Genomic DNA, 16,411 nt, shown 5'->3' with positions numbered 1-16,411 from the left:
TAACACTCTCTTACGCTTCTTGCCCAACTGTTTCATCTTCAATTCCAAGCTCTTGCTTGATCCAGTCATACCCTTCTGCTTCTAAGCGTTGTGCAAGCTCTGGTCCGCCTGATTTCACGATGCGGCCTTGCATCATAACGTGCACATAGTCAGGAGTGATATAGTCTAAAAGACGTTGATAGTGAGTAATAACTAAGCATCCGAATTCTTCGCCACGCATTTCATTGATTCCTTTTGAAACAACTTTTAATGCGTCAATATCTAGACCTGAGTCAATTTCATCTAGGATTGCAATCTTTGGTTCTAACATCATTAATTGTAAAATTTCATTACGCTTTTTCTCTCCACCAGAGAAACCTTCATTTAAGTAGCGTTGCGCCATATCAAGGTCCATTTCAAGGAATTCCATTTGTTTATCCATTTTACGAATGAATTTCATTAAAGAAATTTCGTTACCTTCACCAAGTCGGCTATTTAATGCTGAACGTAAAAAATCGGCATTTGTTACGCCGTTGATTTCACTTGGATATTGCATTGCTAGGAATAGACCTGCACGAGCGCGCTCATCTACTTCCATTTCAAGAACATTTTGTCCATCTAAAGTAATGTTACCGCTAGTTACTTCATATTTAGGGTGACCCATGATTGCTGATGATAAAGTGGATTTACCAGTTCCGTTAGGACCCATGATTGCATGGATTTCTCCACCTTTTACTTCAAGGTTAACACCTTTTAAAATTTCTTTCCCATCAATTTCTACATGTAAATCTTTGATCGTTAAAGTTGATCCAGCCATATCTATACCTCCGAAAAGAAAGTGTTGTATCTTGTAGACCGAGTTTGGTCTATAACTCTATTCTCATTTTATTCTCATTACAATCTTATAACAAATGAAATGTATTAGCAACTCCTAAACAGTACAAACAAGACCTGTATTTTCATTAAGTAATTGCTAAATGAGAATGAGAAGTGATTTTTAAAGAATTTTCTGATAAAAAAATCCTCGGACCCATTTATGTAAAAATACACTCGATTAAAATCATACCTTATTTTTTCAACTTTTGCCAAGTGTATTTGGGTGTAATATCTCTTCTATTTTTACCCAATCCAAACGTTTCATGTATGACTTCAGAAATAGCAAAAGCCAGTGAATAGCTCACTGACTTTTACTATTTCCTTCTTATTAAAAAGGGAATCATTTTTATTCAGAAACCGGAACAACAGCACCTTTATATTTCTCAAGGATGAAGTCTTGGATTTCTTTTGAATGAAGTACTTCTACAAGAGCTTTGATTGCCTCTTTATTTTCGTCGCCTTTACGAACGGCAATAACATTTACATACGGTGATTCCTTGTCTTCAATTGCGATAGAATCCTTCACTGGGTTTAATCCAGCATCAATTGCATAGTTAGAGTTAATTAATACTGCATCACCTTCGCCATTATTGAAGATTTGTGGTAAAAGCTTTGCTTCATAGTTTGCATCAAATTTTAGATCCTTTGGATTTTCTACAACGTCTTTTAATTCTGCTTTTGTTTTATCAATGCCTTCTTTTAGCTTGATTAAGCCTTGTGCTTCTAGTAAAGAAAGTAGACGGCCATGGTCAGCTACAGAGTTACTCATGATTAAGTGAGCACCCTTTGGAAGGTCACTAAGCTTCTTGTATTTCTTTGAATAAACACCGATTGGCTCGATGTGAATGCCGCCAGCGTTAACAAATCCGTAGTTAAATTCTTTGTTTTGAGATTCTAAGTAAGGGATGTGCTGGAAATAGTTTGCATCTAATTCTTTTGAAGCTAAGGCTTTGTTTGGTAACACATAGTCAGTAAAAGTTGTAATTTCAAGGTCGATTCCTTTTTCTTTTAATAATGGTTTAGCTTGTTCTAAAATTTCTGCGTGTGGCACAGTTGAAGCTCCAACTACTAATTTAGTAGTGCCGCCCTTTTCTGAAGTACCTTCTGATTTTTCTTCTGATTTACCACAAGCTGCAAGAGCTAGGGCTAATGTTAAAGCTAATAAAACGGATAACCATTTTTTCATGTTGAACTCTCCTTTTATTTTTATCTTTTATCTAATTTTGAAGTGATGAAATCACCAATTAACTGAATGATGAACACGATAATTAAAATAATGACTGTAGCAACAAAAGTTACGTCATTTTGGTTCCGTTGGAAACCATAGTTATAGGCAAGGTTACCTAACCCTCCTGCACCGATCGCTCCTGCCATCGCTGTGTAACCCACAAGAGCAATAGCTGTAACGGTAATACCGGAAATGAGAGCAGGCATGGATTCTGGTAGTAACACCTTCCAAATAATCGTGCTTGTTGTTGCTCCCATTGATTTAGCTGCTTCAATAACCCCTTTATTTATCTCACGCAGGCCAATCTCCACCATCCTAGCATAAAAGGGAGCAGCGCCAATGATTAGTGCCGGCAAGGCCGCATCTTCCCCAATCATCGTTCCTAATAGGAAGGTGGTGAACGGAATTAATAAGACAATTAAAATAATGAACGGAATGGAACGAAAAATATTAACGATTCCACTAATGATCGTATTAATCGGCTTATTTTCCCACAGATTCCCTTTCGTTGTTAGGAAAAGAAGTAAGCCCAAGAATGTCCCCAAGATAAAGGTAACGAGAACCGAAATAGCTGTCATATAAACGGTGTCTTTCGTGGCGTCCCACATCATGATCCAATCGACATTTTCAAAATATTTTCCACTATTATTCATTTGTAACCACCTCCAAACCAACCTGCTGAGAACGAATAAAGTCTATGGCTTTGTTTACTTCTTTTTCGTCACCATCAAGATGAATAAAGAGAGTTCCATATGAACCACTTTGCGTTTGCGAAATTTTCCCCTGCAGTATATTTACTGTAACATCATGGTGTCTGATTAAATTAGAGATGAGCGGCTGCTCAGCTGACTCGCCAATGAAAGTCAATTGAACGATCTGACCGGAATGATACCTTGCCAGCAAATGTTCCGCCGTTTCTTTTGTTTCTTCTGGCTCTGTCACCTGTTGAACAAATCGTTTCGTAATTTGCTGCTGCGGATTACGGAACACCTCTAACACGGAACCAAGCTCCACTACACGGCCGCTTTCCATTACAGCTACCCGGTGACAAATTTTTCGAATAACATGCATTTCATGTGTAATCAACACAATGGTCAGACCTAGCCGCTTATTGATATCGACTAACAAATCCAAAATGGAATCTGTTGTCTGAGGGTCCAGTGCTGAAGTTGCTTCGTCACAAAGTAAAACCTTTGGATTATTAGCAAGGGCTCTCGCAATCCCTACCCGCTGTTTTTGTCCCCCACTCAGTTGTGAAGGATAGGCGTTTTCACGTCCTTCAAGTCCGACGAGTTTGATGAGCTCATTAACTCTTTTCTGTCTTTCAGGTCCCTTTACACCTGCAATTTCCAGTGGAAAAGCAATATTTTCACTTACTGTTCTTGACCAAAGTAAGTTGAAATGTTGAAAGATCATACTAATCTCTTGACGTGCTTTACGAAGCTCACTGCCCTTAATCTTTGAAATGACACGACCAGCTACTGTGACTGATCCATCGGTTGGTAGCTCCAACCCATTAAGCATTCGAATTAACGTACTTTTTCCGGCACCACTATATCCTATGACCCCGAAAATTTCCCCCTCTTGAATTTCTAAATTCACGTCATCGACCGCTTTTAGCTGGCCTTGTTTGGAAGGAAAAATCTTACGGACGTTTTTTATTGAAATCATTTGAATCACCCGCTTCTATCCTATTTACCTAAAATTCAGAAAGAATCTACTATATCCTGTCATTTACCTATAGAATTTGACTGTTTCCTTGAAAAGATTCTATTTTAGAAAAATAAAAAGCCTTTCTGCACGGGCAGAAAGGCATTAGTAAAATAGACCTTTCTCCCATCTCCCAAAGCAAACGCTTTGTGTGAATTGGCACCATTTCAATGTAACATTGACGGTTGCCGGGCTTCATCGGGCACATCCCTCCACCTCTCTTGATAAGAGCTTACAGCATTCTATATTCAATTAAGACGTTAGTCAATTTCAGTAGTTATTTTAGTACGAAAGCTATCGTATCACGGATAAAAAAGGGTGTCAATAAAAAAATCTATTAATTCTTACTTATCACATTAGGTAAATTTTAGGCATTTGCTTTGATAGATGCCAGTCCCGTTGCTGTCTCAATCGCAGATTCGAGATCATCAATTAAGTCTTCGACATTTTCAATCCCAATAGAAAGACGGATTAAGTCCTCCGACACACCTGCCGCCTTCAAACCCTCTGCATCTAATTGCTGATGAGTGGTACTGGCTGGGTGAATGATTAGACTTTTTGAATCGCCAACATTGGCAACGTGCGCCCATAAGGATAGTGAATCAATGAGCTTTGCTCCTGCTTCCTTCCCACCCTTAATTCCAAACACAACCATGGAGCCTGCGCCCTTAGATAAATATTTTTTCGCTAATTCATGGTCTGGATGTGATGGATGCCCTGGATAGGATACCCATTCTACTGCTGGGTGGTTTAATAAGTAGTCTACGATTGTGTTCGTATTGGCTACATGCTCTTTCATCCGAACATGCAAGGTTTCAAGGCCTAGTGTAAATTGGAATGAATTTTGTGGGCTCAGTGCCGGACCGAGGTCTCGCAATAATTGTACACGTGCCTTTACAATATACGCTACAGCGCCTAATGCTTCTGCATAGACAAGATCATGGTAGCTTGCATCTGGAGTTGTAAAGCCAGGGAATCGAGAAGAATTCCAGTCAAACTTCCCACCATCGACAATAACGCCGCCCGTTGTTGTCCCATTACCTAAAAGCCACTTTGTTGCAGAGTGAATAACAATGTCTGCCCCGTACTCTATCGGTCTGCATAAGTATGGAGTTGCAAAGGTGTTGTCGATAATTAATGGGACGCCTGCCTCGTGTGCAATATCTGCCACTTTTTCAATGTCCAGCACACGTAAGCTTGGGTTTCCAATTGTCTCTGCGAAAACTGCCTTTGTTTTTGGAGTTATTGCAGCTCTGAAATTCTCCGGATTTTCAGCATCAACAAATTTGACGTTAATTCCGTATTTCGGAAGGGTCACTGCGAATAAATTATACGTTCCACCATAGAGGTTGGAAGCAGCAACAATCTCATCTCCTGCCTCAGCCACATTAAGAATAGCGAGGGTAATTGCTGCCATACCGCTTGCAACGGCCAGTGCTCCCACACCGCCTTCTAACAAGGCTACTCTTTCTTCAAATACGGTTGTAGTAGGATTATGAATACGGGTGTATATGTACCCTGGTTCTGCTAAACTAAATAGGTTTGCTGCATGTTCAGTACTTTTAAATTGGTAGGCATTGTTTTGATAGATAGGAACTGCACGAGCACCTGTTACTGGATCTGGAGCCAAACCTCCATGAACACTTAATGTTTCAAATCGATACTTCTTTTGATTTTCTCCCATTATCCTAGCTCCTCCCTTAAATAAACAAAAACCCCCGCTTCATAAGAAGAGGGGGCTCTCTTCTTATCTTTCAGAGCTTTTTATGCTCTGCTGGATTTAGCACCGTGTATAAACCGGTTGCCGGGCTTCAAAGGGCCAGTCCCTCCGCCACTCTTGATAAGAATGTTTATGTGATTGTTTTAATTGATAGAATATTTAAATAATACATTACAGGATGTCCCTTTTGAAGTCAATGATTTTTATATAATTTTTGCAAGATCTTCCTGTGCTTTTGTGAGAAAAAAAAGGGACTCAAGTAATAATGCGATTCGTAACGAAGTATCTACTTTTATCTCCCGTTTTTGTTCTAGCAACCGTAATCTAGTTGTTCCTTCAATTAATTGTTTCATTGCGGCTTCATTGCCACTAATCTCGTAGATGCTTTGTTGCGCCGATGGATTTTGGAGAATAAAAACAGCACCGTTTTTTATCACTAATTGCACTACTTGATGCTCGCAACGGAGATTTACCTGTACCTCTGCTTGATGAATTAAAGGATAGACATGTTCCTGCTGTTGCATTTTTACGAGGAATTTTTGGATAGCTTCGATCATTAATACCACTCCGGTCTAAACGTGTATACCTTAACTATTCCGCAAACTAGACAGGAAACCCTTTTATAATTACTCGACAATATGTGGACTGATAGGCAAAATTTCCTGAGAAATATGTCGGATTTATGCGCCACTAAAAAAAAGACCACCCGAAAATAAAGGTGGTCTTAATCTACTGAATTTTTTAGGGTACCATCCAATTCAACAGACTACTATTTTGCAGGAATGTCAAAATTCCGATTAGGACAACCAACACAATACTATGCTTAAATGTGAAGCGGAACAAGTCTGCTTCTTTTCCAGCAAGACCCACTGCTGCACACGCTACAGCAATAGATTGTGGGGAAATCATTTTTCCTGTTACCCCCCCTGAAGAGTTTGCAGCAATTGCTAAAATCGGGTCCATACCAAGGGACTGCGCAGTAATCTTTTGCATGTTCCCAAACAATAAGTTTGATGAAGTATCAGAACCAGTGATAAACACCCCCAACCAACCGAGGATTGGAGAGAAAAAGGAAAATAGTACATCCGTTTTTGCTAGAGCCATTCCCAGGGTCGTACTCATCCCTGATGCGTTTGTAACGTAAGCAAATCCGACCACTGAACCGATTGTAATGATAGGGTATTTTAATTCATTAAGCGTTTCCCCGAAGGTTGCTACCCATTCCTTCCATGAAATTTTAATGATAAACTTCGATACTGCAGCTGCAAGTAGAACCGATGTACCAGCTGCGCCTAAGATTTCAAGTTTATAGATGGCAGGAACTGGAGCTCCGGCAGAGTTAATAACTTTATTATTTAATAAGGGTACTTCAGGTAACAATGTTAACGCGTGACCTAAAGAGTTAACCGCTTTCAGAATAACGTTTGATCCTTCATAATGTCCTGACAATGCAAGCTTGATTGTTGGAATTCCCCAAATTGTAATAAAAGATGTTAATACAAGAAATGGTGACCATGCTTTAAAGATTTGGCCTCCTGTATATTTTACCTGCTGATATTTAGGTGCTTTTGCGGTAAGGGCAGCAGCCATTTCTTGTTCGTCTGAAAATCGGAAAATAGTTTTCGGTTTCCAAAACTTCAAGAAGATCGCTAAAGCAAATAATGAAACCAGTGCTGATAAAATATCCGGAAGTTCTGGGCCAAGGAAATTAGAGCTTAAGAATTGAGTCACTGCGAAAGAAATACCCGTAATTAAAATCGCAGGCATGATTTCCAATGCTTTCTTAAACCCAGCCATGATTACAACTAAATAAAACGGTATAAATAATGATAAAAATGGTAATTGACGGCCAACCATTTTGGAAATTTCTATTGCTGAAACTCCTGTAGGTCCTTCAACCGCAATGATGGGAGTACCGATTGCACCAAATGCAACAGGCGCAGTATTGGCAATTAAACAAAGTCCAGCAGCGTAAAGTGGATTAAATCCAAGACCAACAAGTAGCGCTGCAGAAATAGCAACCGGAGCGCCAAAACCCGCTGCCCCCTCAAGGAAGGCTCCGAATGAGAACGCTACCAAAAGTGCTTGAAGACGTCTGTCCTCTGTGAGTGAAACAACAGAATTACGTATTATATCGAATTGACCTGTCTTTACGGTTAATTTGTAAAGGAAAACAGACGTAATAATGATCCAGCCTATTGGTAATATCCCATAAACAGCACCCTGTGTTGCAGACATGACTGCCATTTGAGCTGGCATCTTAAATGCAACGACTGCTAGTACTAAAGCAATTAGCAAGGTCGTTAATCCAGCCAAATAGCCCTTCATACGTTTAACTGCTAGGGCCCAGAAAAAATATAAAATTGGTATAAGTGCTACCAGAGCGGACAAGGCCAAATTGTCCTGAACCGCTGTAAAATTTTGTGTGAATGTCATAGTTAATCCCCCATAATAGAAATATTATGTTTCCAAGGAACAGTCGATGTTCCCTCTTACAGAAACATTGATTGAATGTTTCTGATAGAACAGATAAATAGGCACTATGATGACTGAAAAATATGTAAGTAATAAAAATGGTTACTTAATAAATCATGGTAACCTCTTATAAATTTTTAATCTGAAACCCTCCCTCCTCTTCGTTTCCTATTAAGGAACAGCGTTTGAAATTGTTGCAGAGGACCAAACATTGTTATAGAACAATAACTATTTTTGTTGTATAACACCGCTTTATCTACACTTAATTATACAAACTTCGGTCTGAATTTCAATAATTTTCCGAAAATTATGAGTATAAAAATTAAAAAACATTTGCCCAATATATCTATACTGGACAAATGTTTTTCCTCTTAACTGATCCTGCTTTCAAAACCAAGTCTTGCTGAGATTTGTTTACCAATGTGCAGCATTCGTGACTGAAGAAGTTTCATTCGTTCATCTGTCATTCTCATCGTCGGTCCTGAGATACTGGCTGCTGCAATGACTTTGCCTAAATGGTCAAAGATAGGAACGGCAATGCAAGTGATTCCATATTCGTTTTCTTCTAGATCTAAAGCATAGCCATTTCGCTTCACATCCGCCAATTCCCGTATAAAATCGTCTTTATTAGTGATCGTTTTCTCTGTGTGCAATGCCATTCCTTTACGTTCAAGAATATCCAGTACTATACTAGTAGGAAGAAAGGCAAGGATCGCTTTTCCAACGGAGGTACAATGCATGGGAGCCCGTTTGCCTACTTTAGAATGCATCCGTAACGTTTCATTTCCTTCTAACTTTTCTATATAAACCACTTCTCCCTGATCATAAACAACAAGATGGATAACTTCATTGGTTTCATTTTCCAACTGTTGTAGAAAAGGCTTTGCCTCTGCCCTTAGATCAATGGATTCTAGCAGCTTTGAACTGATTTCTAAAAATTTGTAACCAAGCTTATATCTGCCTGTATCCTCATCCTGCTCTACATATCCATACTGGACAAGTGTTGAAAGAATTCGGTAAACAGAGCTTTTATTAATATCTATTTGTTTCGCAATCTCTGTAACACCCAAGCCACCCTTTTTTAAACTAACAAGAGTAATAATGTCCAATGCCCGGCTTACAGATTTAACCATATTCTCTCTTTCCACAATTGTTCACCTCTAAATTGCTGACCCATAATAGCTTACATTATAGCATATATTTTTACCGGGCATTGCAGGGTATTAATAAGTGTTTGCATGCTCTTTTGCAATTACAAATGTATTGCGTAAAGTTCCAATCCCTTTAATTTCGCATTCGATCACATCTCCAGCACCAACAAACTCTGCTCCAACCGGACTGCCTGTCAGGATTACATCTCCTGGCTTCAGAGTCATCACATTCGTAAGATAAGAAACCATTCTTCTGATTGGAATAATCATTAGTTCGGTTTCACTATTTTGCTTTTCAATTCCATTCAGTTTAGCTTCAACCTTCACTGCAAATGGATCCAGTTCTGTTTCAATAACAGGACCAAGGGGAGTGAATGTGTCAAAGGATTTACCGATTGTCCAATGTCCGTCCTGATGAAAAAATTGAGGCGCCGTTACGTCGTTTCCAACTGTGTATCCAAACACGTAATCAAGCACTTCAGATTCAGGTACATTTTTGGCCTCTTTTCCAATGACAATCGCTAATTCAGATTCAAACTTAACCTTCTCGATACCTTCTGGAATGATTATTTCTTCTTCAGGTCCAATAACAGATGAGGTTGGTTTAAAGAAGAAAACTGGAATTTCCGGAAGCTCAGAAGGAAGGTCTTCAAGCTTGGATACGTAATTTGCTCCAATTCCAATGATTTGATTTGGCTGTAAAGGAGCAAGTAATGTCACGTCAGCAGTGGAGAATATCTTGCCTGTGTACTCCCAATCTGCAAAAATATCTCCCTCAATTTCTCTGATTTCGTTCTCTGTAATCACACCTGTATAGATCGACGAACCTTGAGCAAATCTTGTAAATTTCATTATAAAACTCCCTCTCAAACAATGTTTTCTAGTTCAATTTGCTTTCTGGCAACTCCCGACTTGATCGCAGCTTCCGCAACTGCAATTGTTACTGCTTCAGCAACTCTATTATCAAATGCGTGTGGAATCACATATTCGTGGGAAAGTTCTTCAAACGAAATTAAATTAGCAATGGCGTAAACCGCAGCCAACTTCATTTCTTCATTAATTTCAGACGCATGAACCTTAAGCGCTCCTTTAAAAATCCCAGGGAATGCAAGTACATTATTAACTTGATTCGGCAAATCTGACCGTCCTGTACCTACCACCGCAGCTCCAGCTTCAATGGCTTCTTCCGGCATGATTTCGGGCACCGGGTTAGCCATTGCAAAAATAATCGCATCCTGGTTCATGGACATGACCATCTCTTGCGTAACAGCTCCTGCAACAGAAACACCGATAAACACGTCAGCTCCTTTAATTACTTCATGTAAAGGCCCCTGAAGTTTGCCTTTATTCGTCACTTCAGCAATTGAGTCTTTCATGGAGTTCATTCCAACTTGGCGGCCCTTATAGATGGAACCCTTTGTGTCACACAAAATGATGTCACATACACCCATACTCATAAGTAGTTTTGTAATGGCAATCCCTGCAGCACCTGCGCCATTGACTACTACCCTTGTATCCTCAAGGCGTTTGTCGACAACCTTTAGTGCGTTAATTAGTCCTGCTGCTGTGACAATAGCCGTGCCATGCTGATCATCATGAAAAACCGGTATATTCATTTCTTTCTTTAATCTTTCTTCTATAATGAAACAGTTAGGGGCGGAAATGTCCTCAAGATTAATTCCGCCAAATGTTGGTTCGAGCAATTTCACAGTTTGAATGATTTGCTCCGCATCATTAGTATTCAAGCAAATAGGGAAGGCATCAACATCAGCGAAAGCCTTAAATAATGCTGCTTTTCCTTCCATAACGGGCATGGCGGCACCTGGACCAATGTTTCCGAGTCCCAAAACAGCTGATCCATCGGATACGACCGCTACAAGATTTCCTTTAATGGTATAGTCATAGACTTTTTCAGGACTGTGATAGATTTCTTTACAAGGCTCTGCTACCCCCGGTGAATAGGCCAAACTTAAATCATGTGCATTTTCCACCGGAACCTTAACATTAACATTTATTTTCCCCTGTGACTGCTTGTGAAGTTCCAGCGACAAATCCCGAAGGTTTCGCATAGCCTTAACGCCTCCATATCAATTCCGAATTTTTATTGTTTTACTGCAAATTTAGCCTTTGCTTCAATACGTCTACGGTGAAGAATTGGCTCAGTATAGCCATTTGGTTGATCATAGCCTTCAAAAATTAAATCACATGCAGCCTGGAATGCCACAGAGTCATCATAATTTGGAGCCATGTCGCGGTATAAAGGATCTCCCGCATTCTGCATATCTACTACTTTTGCCATGCGCTGCAAAGTTTCGAGAACTTGTTCTTTTGTACAAATACCATGATGCAGCCAGTTTGCCAAATGCTGGCTGGAAATTCGTAGTGTTGCCCGGTCTTCCATTAATCCAACATTATTAATATCTAAAACTTTAGAGCAGCCAACTCCCTGGTCGACCCAACGGACAACATAACCTAAAAGTGTTTGACAGTTGTTATCAAGCTCTTCTTGGATTTGCTCCGGACTCCAGTTAGGATTTTTAGCAACAGGGAAGTGTAAAATGTCTTCTCTGAAGTCAGCTGTCTTATCAAGACTTTCATTCTGTACTTCTGTTACATCCACTTCATGGTAGTGTAACGCGTGCAATGTAGCTGCAGTTGGAGATGGTACCCAAGCTGTATTTGCCCCGGTTTTTACATGGCCAATTTTTTGCTTTAGCATTTCTTCCATTAAATCCGGCATTGCCCACATTCCTTTGCCGATTTGTGCACGGCCTTTAAAACCAGTTGATAGTCCAGCGATCACATTTGATTGTTCATAGCCATTAAGCCATTTAGATGACTTCATATCATTTTTGCGAATCATCGGACCAGCTTCCATGGATGAATGAATTTCATCTCCTGTTCGGTCAAGGAATCCGGTATTAATGAAGACAATCCGATCTTTAACTTGTTTTATACATGCCTTCAGGTTCAAAGTAGTTCTCCGTTCCTCATCCATTACACCAATTTTCAGGGTATTCCGTTCTAGTCCAAGCAAATCTTCCACTCTATCAAAAAGTTGATTTGCAAAAGCGACCTCTTTCGGACCATGCATTTTTGGTTTTACGATATATACAGAGCCCTTTGCTGTGTTTTGATAAGGGCCATTCCCTAGAAGTGTATGTTTTGCAGCAAGGCTCGTGATAACTGCATCCAATATCCCTTCCTGAATTTCTTCACCGTTCTCATCCAGAATCGCGCTATTCGTCATTAAATGTCCTACATTACGGACAAAAAGAAGGGAACGACCATTCAAGGTAATTTCTTTACCATCAGGTGATAAGTAACTGCGATCTGGATTGAGTGTACGTGTCATCGACTTATTACCCTTCGTGAAAGTAGCTGATAAATCCCCTTTCATAAGGCCTAACCAGTTTTGGTATACAAGCACTTTGTCTTCAGCATCTACCGCAGCTACAGAATCTTCGCAGTCCATAATAGTTGTAATAGCTGCTTCCAAAAGGACATCTTTAACGCCAGCCCCATCCGTTTTGCCAATTGGATGATTTCGATCGATTTGTATTTCAAAATAAAGCCCGTTATTTTTTAGCAGTACAGCAGATGGGTCTTCCTGATTTCCCTGATAGCCGACAAACTTTGATTCATCTTTCAAACTTGTAATTGAACCATTACCTAATGACACGTTTAGTTTGCCTTCAACAACTGTGTAGCTCACAGCATCTTTATGGGATCCATCTTTTAATGGAGCAGCTTTGTCTAGAAAATTCCTGGCAAAATCAATTACCTTTGCACCACGGACAGGATTGTAACCACCCTCACGACTCGCACCATCTTCTTCACTAATTGCATCTGTACCGTATAACGCATCATAAAGGCTTCCCCAACGTGCATTTGCAGCGTTAATAGCATATCTAGCATTATTTACAGGTACAACTAATTGAGGGCCGGCTTGCAGGGTGATTTCATCGTCCACATTAGCAGTTCCAATCTTAAAATCTTCTACTTCCGGTTCAAGATAACCAATCTCATTCAAAAATGACTTATACGTATCGAAGTCAAAGTTTTCATTGTTTTCGCGGTACCATGTATTAAGTTTGTATTGAATTTCATCACGAGTGGCTAATAGCTCCTTGTTTTCCGGAGTTAAATCGTGGACTAACGCTTCAAAACCTGACCAAAACTGCTCAGTATCCACTCCGCTACCTGGAAGTGCTTCGGAATTAATAAATTCATAGAGTTCTTGGGCCACTTGAAGTTTGCCTTTTTTTACATAGTTTGTCATGGTACTTTTCCTCCTTAGGTTCTATTGAAAGCAGTGAGTCGGAGAAGATATGGTGTAAATCATGTTGTTTGTTATTACGAAACACCGTTTCATTATTTGTTAAAAAAATAATAGCATGATTATCTAATGCATTTCAATACTAATTTTGGCAAAATTTATTGAAATACGATTATTGTGAAATGACAGTTTCTTTTTCTTTTAGATCTCTCTTTATTTCCACACAGCGTCCCGGCATTGGGAATAGCTTTCCTGCATTTAATAGATTATGAGGATTGAAAACTTCACGAATGTTCGTTTGTGCGATAATTTCATCATCAGTAAATACAAAGCGCATTTCTTCTCTCTTTTCAATACCAACGCCATGCTCACCGGTAATGGTACCGCCTACATCAGCACAAGCTTGCAGACAGGCACTTCCTGCCTCTAAAGCCTTTTCACTTTCCCCAGGGATTCTAGCATCGAATAGTACTAATGGGTGAAGGTTCCCGTCTCCCGCATGAAAAATATTCGCAATCCGAAGTCCCGATTCTTCGCTAATTTTATTTATTCTACTAAGAACTTCAGGCAGCCTGCTTCGAGGAATAACACCGTCCTGGACTAAATAATCCGGAGAAATTGCACCCATTGCACCAAATCCTGTTTTCCGGTTTGCCCACCATCTGCCTCGTTCTGCCTCATCCTTTGCCGCTCTAACCTCACGGACGTTTCTCTTTTTGCAGACTTCCAGAATTTGATTTATTTGCTCATCTAATCCTTCTGCAATCCCATCTACTTCGATAAGAAGCACTGCCTCAATATCCTTTGGGTGTCCCACTGGGAATGCTGCCGCTTCTACACCCTCAATTGCCGTTTTATCCATCATTTCGAGTGCAGCAGGAACAATTCCCGCTGAAATAATGTCAGAAACCGCCTGGCTTCCATCATCCACTTTATCAAAATAAGCCAACACAGTTTTCTTTGCTTCAGGATTTTTCAGAATTCGAACGGTGATCTTCGTAACAATCCCCAGTGTCCCCTCAGATCCTGTTAACAGACCAAGCAAATCGTAACCCGGTTCATCAGGAATCCCGTTAGCTCCAATCTCAACAATTTCCCCGTTTGGCAATACTACCTCAAGGCCAAGAATGTGGTTAGTTGTAACGCCATACTTAAGACAGTGGGCACCTCCAGCATTTTCTGCAACATTTCCACCGATTGTACAACAATACTGGCTTGATGGGTCGGGAGCATAGTAATATCCCTTATCAGCAATTGAATTCGTCAGCTTCAAATTGACAAAACCCGGTTGTACGACAGCCCGTCTATTCTCGAAATCTACACTTAACAACTTTTTCATTCGAACTAGACTAATAATTACCTCTCCATTTAACGGGATAGCCCCTCCGCTTAGACCTGTTCCTGCACCACGGGCGAGGAATGGCAATTGATGATCAGAACAATATTTAACTAGCGCTGCCACTTCCTCAGTGTTTTTTGGAAATACTACCGCTTTAGGCAAATGCTTATGTAATGTGAAGCCATCACAATCATAAGCGATTAAATCTTCCTTATGGTAAACGATGGAGCGGGCATCCCCTACAATGTTTGCAAGATTCATAATATGTCGATCGTTTGATTTGATTCCTTTGACTGCCATTATAGTTCCCCCTTACCGTCCTCTTTTTGATAAGCCCAATCCAGCAGTTGAATCGTATGCACTACTTTTTGGTTTCTTCCATGTTTTTGTACTCCCATGGCCATTTGGAGCATACACCCAGGGTTACCCATAGAGATCATTTCTACATCTTCAGGCACATTTTGCATTTTGCTCTCAAGTACAGCAGACGCCATTTCTGGATTGGTAATATTGTAAATTCCTGCACTGCCACAGCAACGGTCTGAATTTGGCATATGAACCATTTCCACTCCAGGGATATCGAGCAAGAGATCGCGAGGTTCCTGGCGTATTCCCTGTCCGTGTGCCAAATGGCAGGCATCATGATAGGTGATTCGAGTTTTTATTTCCGCCTTAGGTTTTTCGTAACCAGTATCATGTAGATATTTTGAAATGTCCTCAACTTTTGCCGAGAACTCTTCTGCTTTTTCATGCCACTCTGGATCGTCACGGAACAGTTCTGCATACTCCTTAAGTGCGCAACCACAGCCAGCTGCGTTAACAATCACCTTATTGGAATCTTTAAACGCTTCGATATTTTGTTTTGCCAGCTTTCTTCCTGTTTCACGATCACCTGCATGTACATGCAGAGCCCCACAGCAGGTTTGGTTCTTCGGAATTGTTACATCATTACCATTACGGGTTAATACATTAATCGTTGCTTCATTAATATCACTAAACATAACATCCATGACGCAACCTGTTAAAAATGATACCTCATTCTTTGTTTCACCTTTGGCTTTAATAACCTTTTCATTTTTGTACTTTTTACGAACCGGCTCCTTGACCTCGGGCATGATTGCTTCCATGTCCACTAAATGCTGTGGCATAATATTAATCAGCTTTGATTTTCGGACTACCTTCTGCATGCCGCTCTTTTGATAGAAACGCAGCAGGCTTCCTAGTGAATTCAGCCGGTTTTGATGCGGGAATAACCCTTGTAGGAACACCTTGCTCACGGTTCCTTTCAACCCTTTTAATGGCATAGCCTGTCGCACCTGACCACGGGCTTCTTCGATCAGTCCGCCTACTTCAACATCTGCCGGACAAGCAGTTGTGCAGGCACGACAATCTAGACAAGTAAAAACAGGATCCATAAACTGCTCGTTAACAGTAAGTTTACCTTCCGCTACCGACTTAATCAGATGAACCCGTCCGCGTGGGGAATGCTGCTCCTGACCTGTAATCTCATAGGTTGGGCAGGATTCTAGGCACATACCACAATGAACACAATCAGCCCATTTGCTTTCATCGGGATGATCTTTCTCGAGATAATTACTCAAACCGGTGGTACATACTGGATCTTTTGTTAAATCCATTTCTTTTAGACTCATGA

13 protein-coding genes and 2 riboswitches are annotated in these 16,411 nt (G+C 40.3%); all 13 genes read right to left on the bottom strand.

The annotated features are described in order from the left end of the window. Nucleotides 1-10: 10 nt before the first annotated feature. Complete coding sequence (sufC, locus tag AA0X95_RS07860; protein ID WP_413307514.1) at nt 11-796, bottom strand: Fe-S cluster assembly ATPase SufC; 786 nt, start codon at nt 794-796, stop codon at nt 11-13. A 405-nt stretch (nt 797-1,201) separates the two neighbouring features. Next, nucleotides 1,202-2,041: a MetQ/NlpA family ABC transporter substrate-binding protein gene (locus tag AA0X95_RS07855; protein WP_413307511.1), complete on the bottom strand. Its 840-nt coding sequence runs from the start codon at nt 2,039-2,041 to the stop codon at nt 1,202-1,204. Nucleotides 2,042-2,061: 20 nt separating this feature from the next. Continuing rightward, nucleotides 2,062-2,736: a methionine ABC transporter permease gene (locus AA0X95_RS07850; RefSeq protein ID WP_413307508.1), complete on the bottom strand. Its 675-nt coding sequence runs from the start codon at nt 2,734-2,736 to the stop codon at nt 2,062-2,064. Beyond that, nucleotides 2,729-3,754, bottom strand: coding sequence for a methionine ABC transporter ATP-binding protein (locus tag AA0X95_RS07845; RefSeq protein WP_413307506.1), 1,026 nt, complete (start codon nt 3,752-3,754; stop codon nt 2,729-2,731). The genes AA0X95_RS07850 and AA0X95_RS07845 overlap by 8 nt, the downstream gene beginning before the upstream one ends. Before the next feature lie 162 nt (nt 3,755-3,916). Beyond that, nucleotides 3,917-4,024, bottom strand: a riboswitch (SAM riboswitch). 136 nt (nt 4,025-4,160) lie between these two features. After that, the gene (locus AA0X95_RS07840) at nt 4,161-5,477 is read right to left on the bottom strand and encodes an O-acetylhomoserine aminocarboxypropyltransferase/cysteine synthase family protein (RefSeq protein ID WP_413307503.1); all 1,317 of its coding nucleotides are present in this window, start codon (nt 5,475-5,477) and stop codon (nt 4,161-4,163) included. Nucleotides 5,478-5,537: 60 nt separating this feature from the next. Then, a riboswitch (SAM riboswitch) is annotated at nt 5,538-5,640 on the bottom strand. 76 nt (nt 5,641-5,716) lie between these two features. After that, entirely contained in the window at nt 5,717-6,070 is a 354-nt protein-coding gene (locus AA0X95_RS07835; RefSeq protein ID WP_413307500.1) for a hypothetical protein, read from the bottom strand. Between the two features lie 184 nt (nt 6,071-6,254). Beyond that, nucleotides 6,255-7,949, bottom strand: coding sequence for an L-lactate permease (locus AA0X95_RS07830; RefSeq protein ID WP_413307497.1), 1,695 nt, complete (start codon nt 7,947-7,949; stop codon nt 6,255-6,257). A gap of 410 nt (nt 7,950-8,359) precedes the next feature. Then, on the bottom strand, nt 8,360-9,136 hold the full coding sequence (locus tag AA0X95_RS07825; RefSeq protein ID WP_413307495.1) for an IclR family transcriptional regulator: 777 nt from the start codon (nt 9,134-9,136) through the stop codon (nt 8,360-8,362). A gap of 75 nt (nt 9,137-9,211) precedes the next feature. Then, nucleotides 9,212-9,991 (bottom strand): fumarylacetoacetate hydrolase family protein, encoded by a 780-nt coding sequence (locus AA0X95_RS07820; RefSeq protein WP_413307492.1) that lies wholly within the window; start codon nt 9,989-9,991, stop codon nt 9,212-9,214. Between the two features lie 14 nt (nt 9,992-10,005). Continuing rightward, nucleotides 10,006-11,208, bottom strand: coding sequence for an NAD(P)-dependent malic enzyme (locus AA0X95_RS07815; RefSeq protein WP_413307489.1), 1,203 nt, complete (start codon nt 11,206-11,208; stop codon nt 10,006-10,008). Nucleotides 11,209-11,240: 32 nt separating this feature from the next. Beyond that, nucleotides 11,241-13,421: a malate synthase G gene (locus AA0X95_RS07810; protein ID WP_413307486.1), complete on the bottom strand. Its 2,181-nt coding sequence runs from the start codon at nt 13,419-13,421 to the stop codon at nt 11,241-11,243. Nucleotides 13,422-13,590: 169 nt separating this feature from the next. Then, nucleotides 13,591-15,057, bottom strand: coding sequence for an FAD-linked oxidase C-terminal domain-containing protein (locus tag AA0X95_RS07805; protein ID WP_413307483.1), 1,467 nt, complete (start codon nt 15,055-15,057; stop codon nt 13,591-13,593). Continuing rightward, nucleotides 15,057-16,409 (bottom strand): (Fe-S)-binding protein, encoded by a 1,353-nt coding sequence (locus AA0X95_RS07800; RefSeq protein ID WP_413307481.1) that lies wholly within the window; start codon nt 16,407-16,409, stop codon nt 15,057-15,059. The genes AA0X95_RS07805 and AA0X95_RS07800 overlap by 1 nt, the downstream gene beginning before the upstream one ends. Nucleotides 16,410-16,411: the final 2 nt, after the last annotated feature.

The sequence above is a fragment of the Neobacillus phoenicis genome (assembly GCF_047302305.1).
In the GTDB taxonomy this organism is placed as follows: domain Bacteria; phylum Bacillota; class Bacilli; order Bacillales; family Cytobacillaceae; genus Neobacillus.
Note: the sequence above shows the minus strand (reverse complement) of the source record. Positions and strands in the feature narration are given on the sequence as shown.

What these genes read in the sequence shown, in the direction of transcription:
- sufC (WP_413307514.1), bottom strand. Translation starts at nt 796, where the DNA reads ATGGCTGGATCAACTTTAACGATCAAAGATTTACATGTAGAAATTGAT.
- AA0X95_RS07855 (WP_413307511.1), bottom strand. Translation starts at nt 2,041, where the DNA reads ATGAAAAAATGGTTATCCGTTTTATTAGCTTTAACATTAGCCCTAGCT.
- AA0X95_RS07850 (WP_413307508.1), bottom strand. Translation starts at nt 2,736, where the DNA reads ATGAATAATAGTGGAAAATATTTTGAAAATGTCGATTGGATCATGATG.
- AA0X95_RS07845 (WP_413307506.1), bottom strand. Translation starts at nt 3,754, where the DNA reads ATGATTTCAATAAAAAACGTCCGTAAGATTTTTCCTTCCAAACAAGGC.
- AA0X95_RS07840 (WP_413307503.1), bottom strand. Translation starts at nt 5,477, where the DNA reads ATGGGAGAAAATCAAAAGAAGTATCGATTTGAAACATTAAGTGTTCAT.
- AA0X95_RS07835 (WP_413307500.1), bottom strand. Translation starts at nt 6,070, where the DNA reads ATGATCGAAGCTATCCAAAAATTCCTCGTAAAAATGCAACAGCAGGAA.
- AA0X95_RS07830 (WP_413307497.1), bottom strand. Translation starts at nt 7,949, where the DNA reads ATGACATTCACACAAAATTTTACAGCGGTTCAGGACAATTTGGCCTTG.
- AA0X95_RS07820 (WP_413307492.1), bottom strand. Translation starts at nt 9,991, where the DNA reads ATGAAATTTACAAGATTTGCTCAAGGTTCGTCGATCTATACAGGTGTG.
- AA0X95_RS07815 (WP_413307489.1), bottom strand. Translation starts at nt 11,208, where the DNA reads ATGCGAAACCTTCGGGATTTGTCGCTGGAACTTCACAAGCAGTCACAG.
- AA0X95_RS07810 (WP_413307486.1), bottom strand. Translation starts at nt 13,421, where the DNA reads ATGACAAACTATGTAAAAAAAGGCAAACTTCAAGTGGCCCAAGAACTC.
- AA0X95_RS07805 (WP_413307483.1), bottom strand. Translation starts at nt 15,057, where the DNA reads ATGGCAGTCAAAGGAATCAAATCAAACGATCGACATATTATGAATCTT.
- AA0X95_RS07800 (WP_413307481.1), bottom strand. Translation starts at nt 16,409, where the DNA reads ATGAGTCTAAAAGAAATGGATTTAACAAAAGATCCAGTATGTACCACC.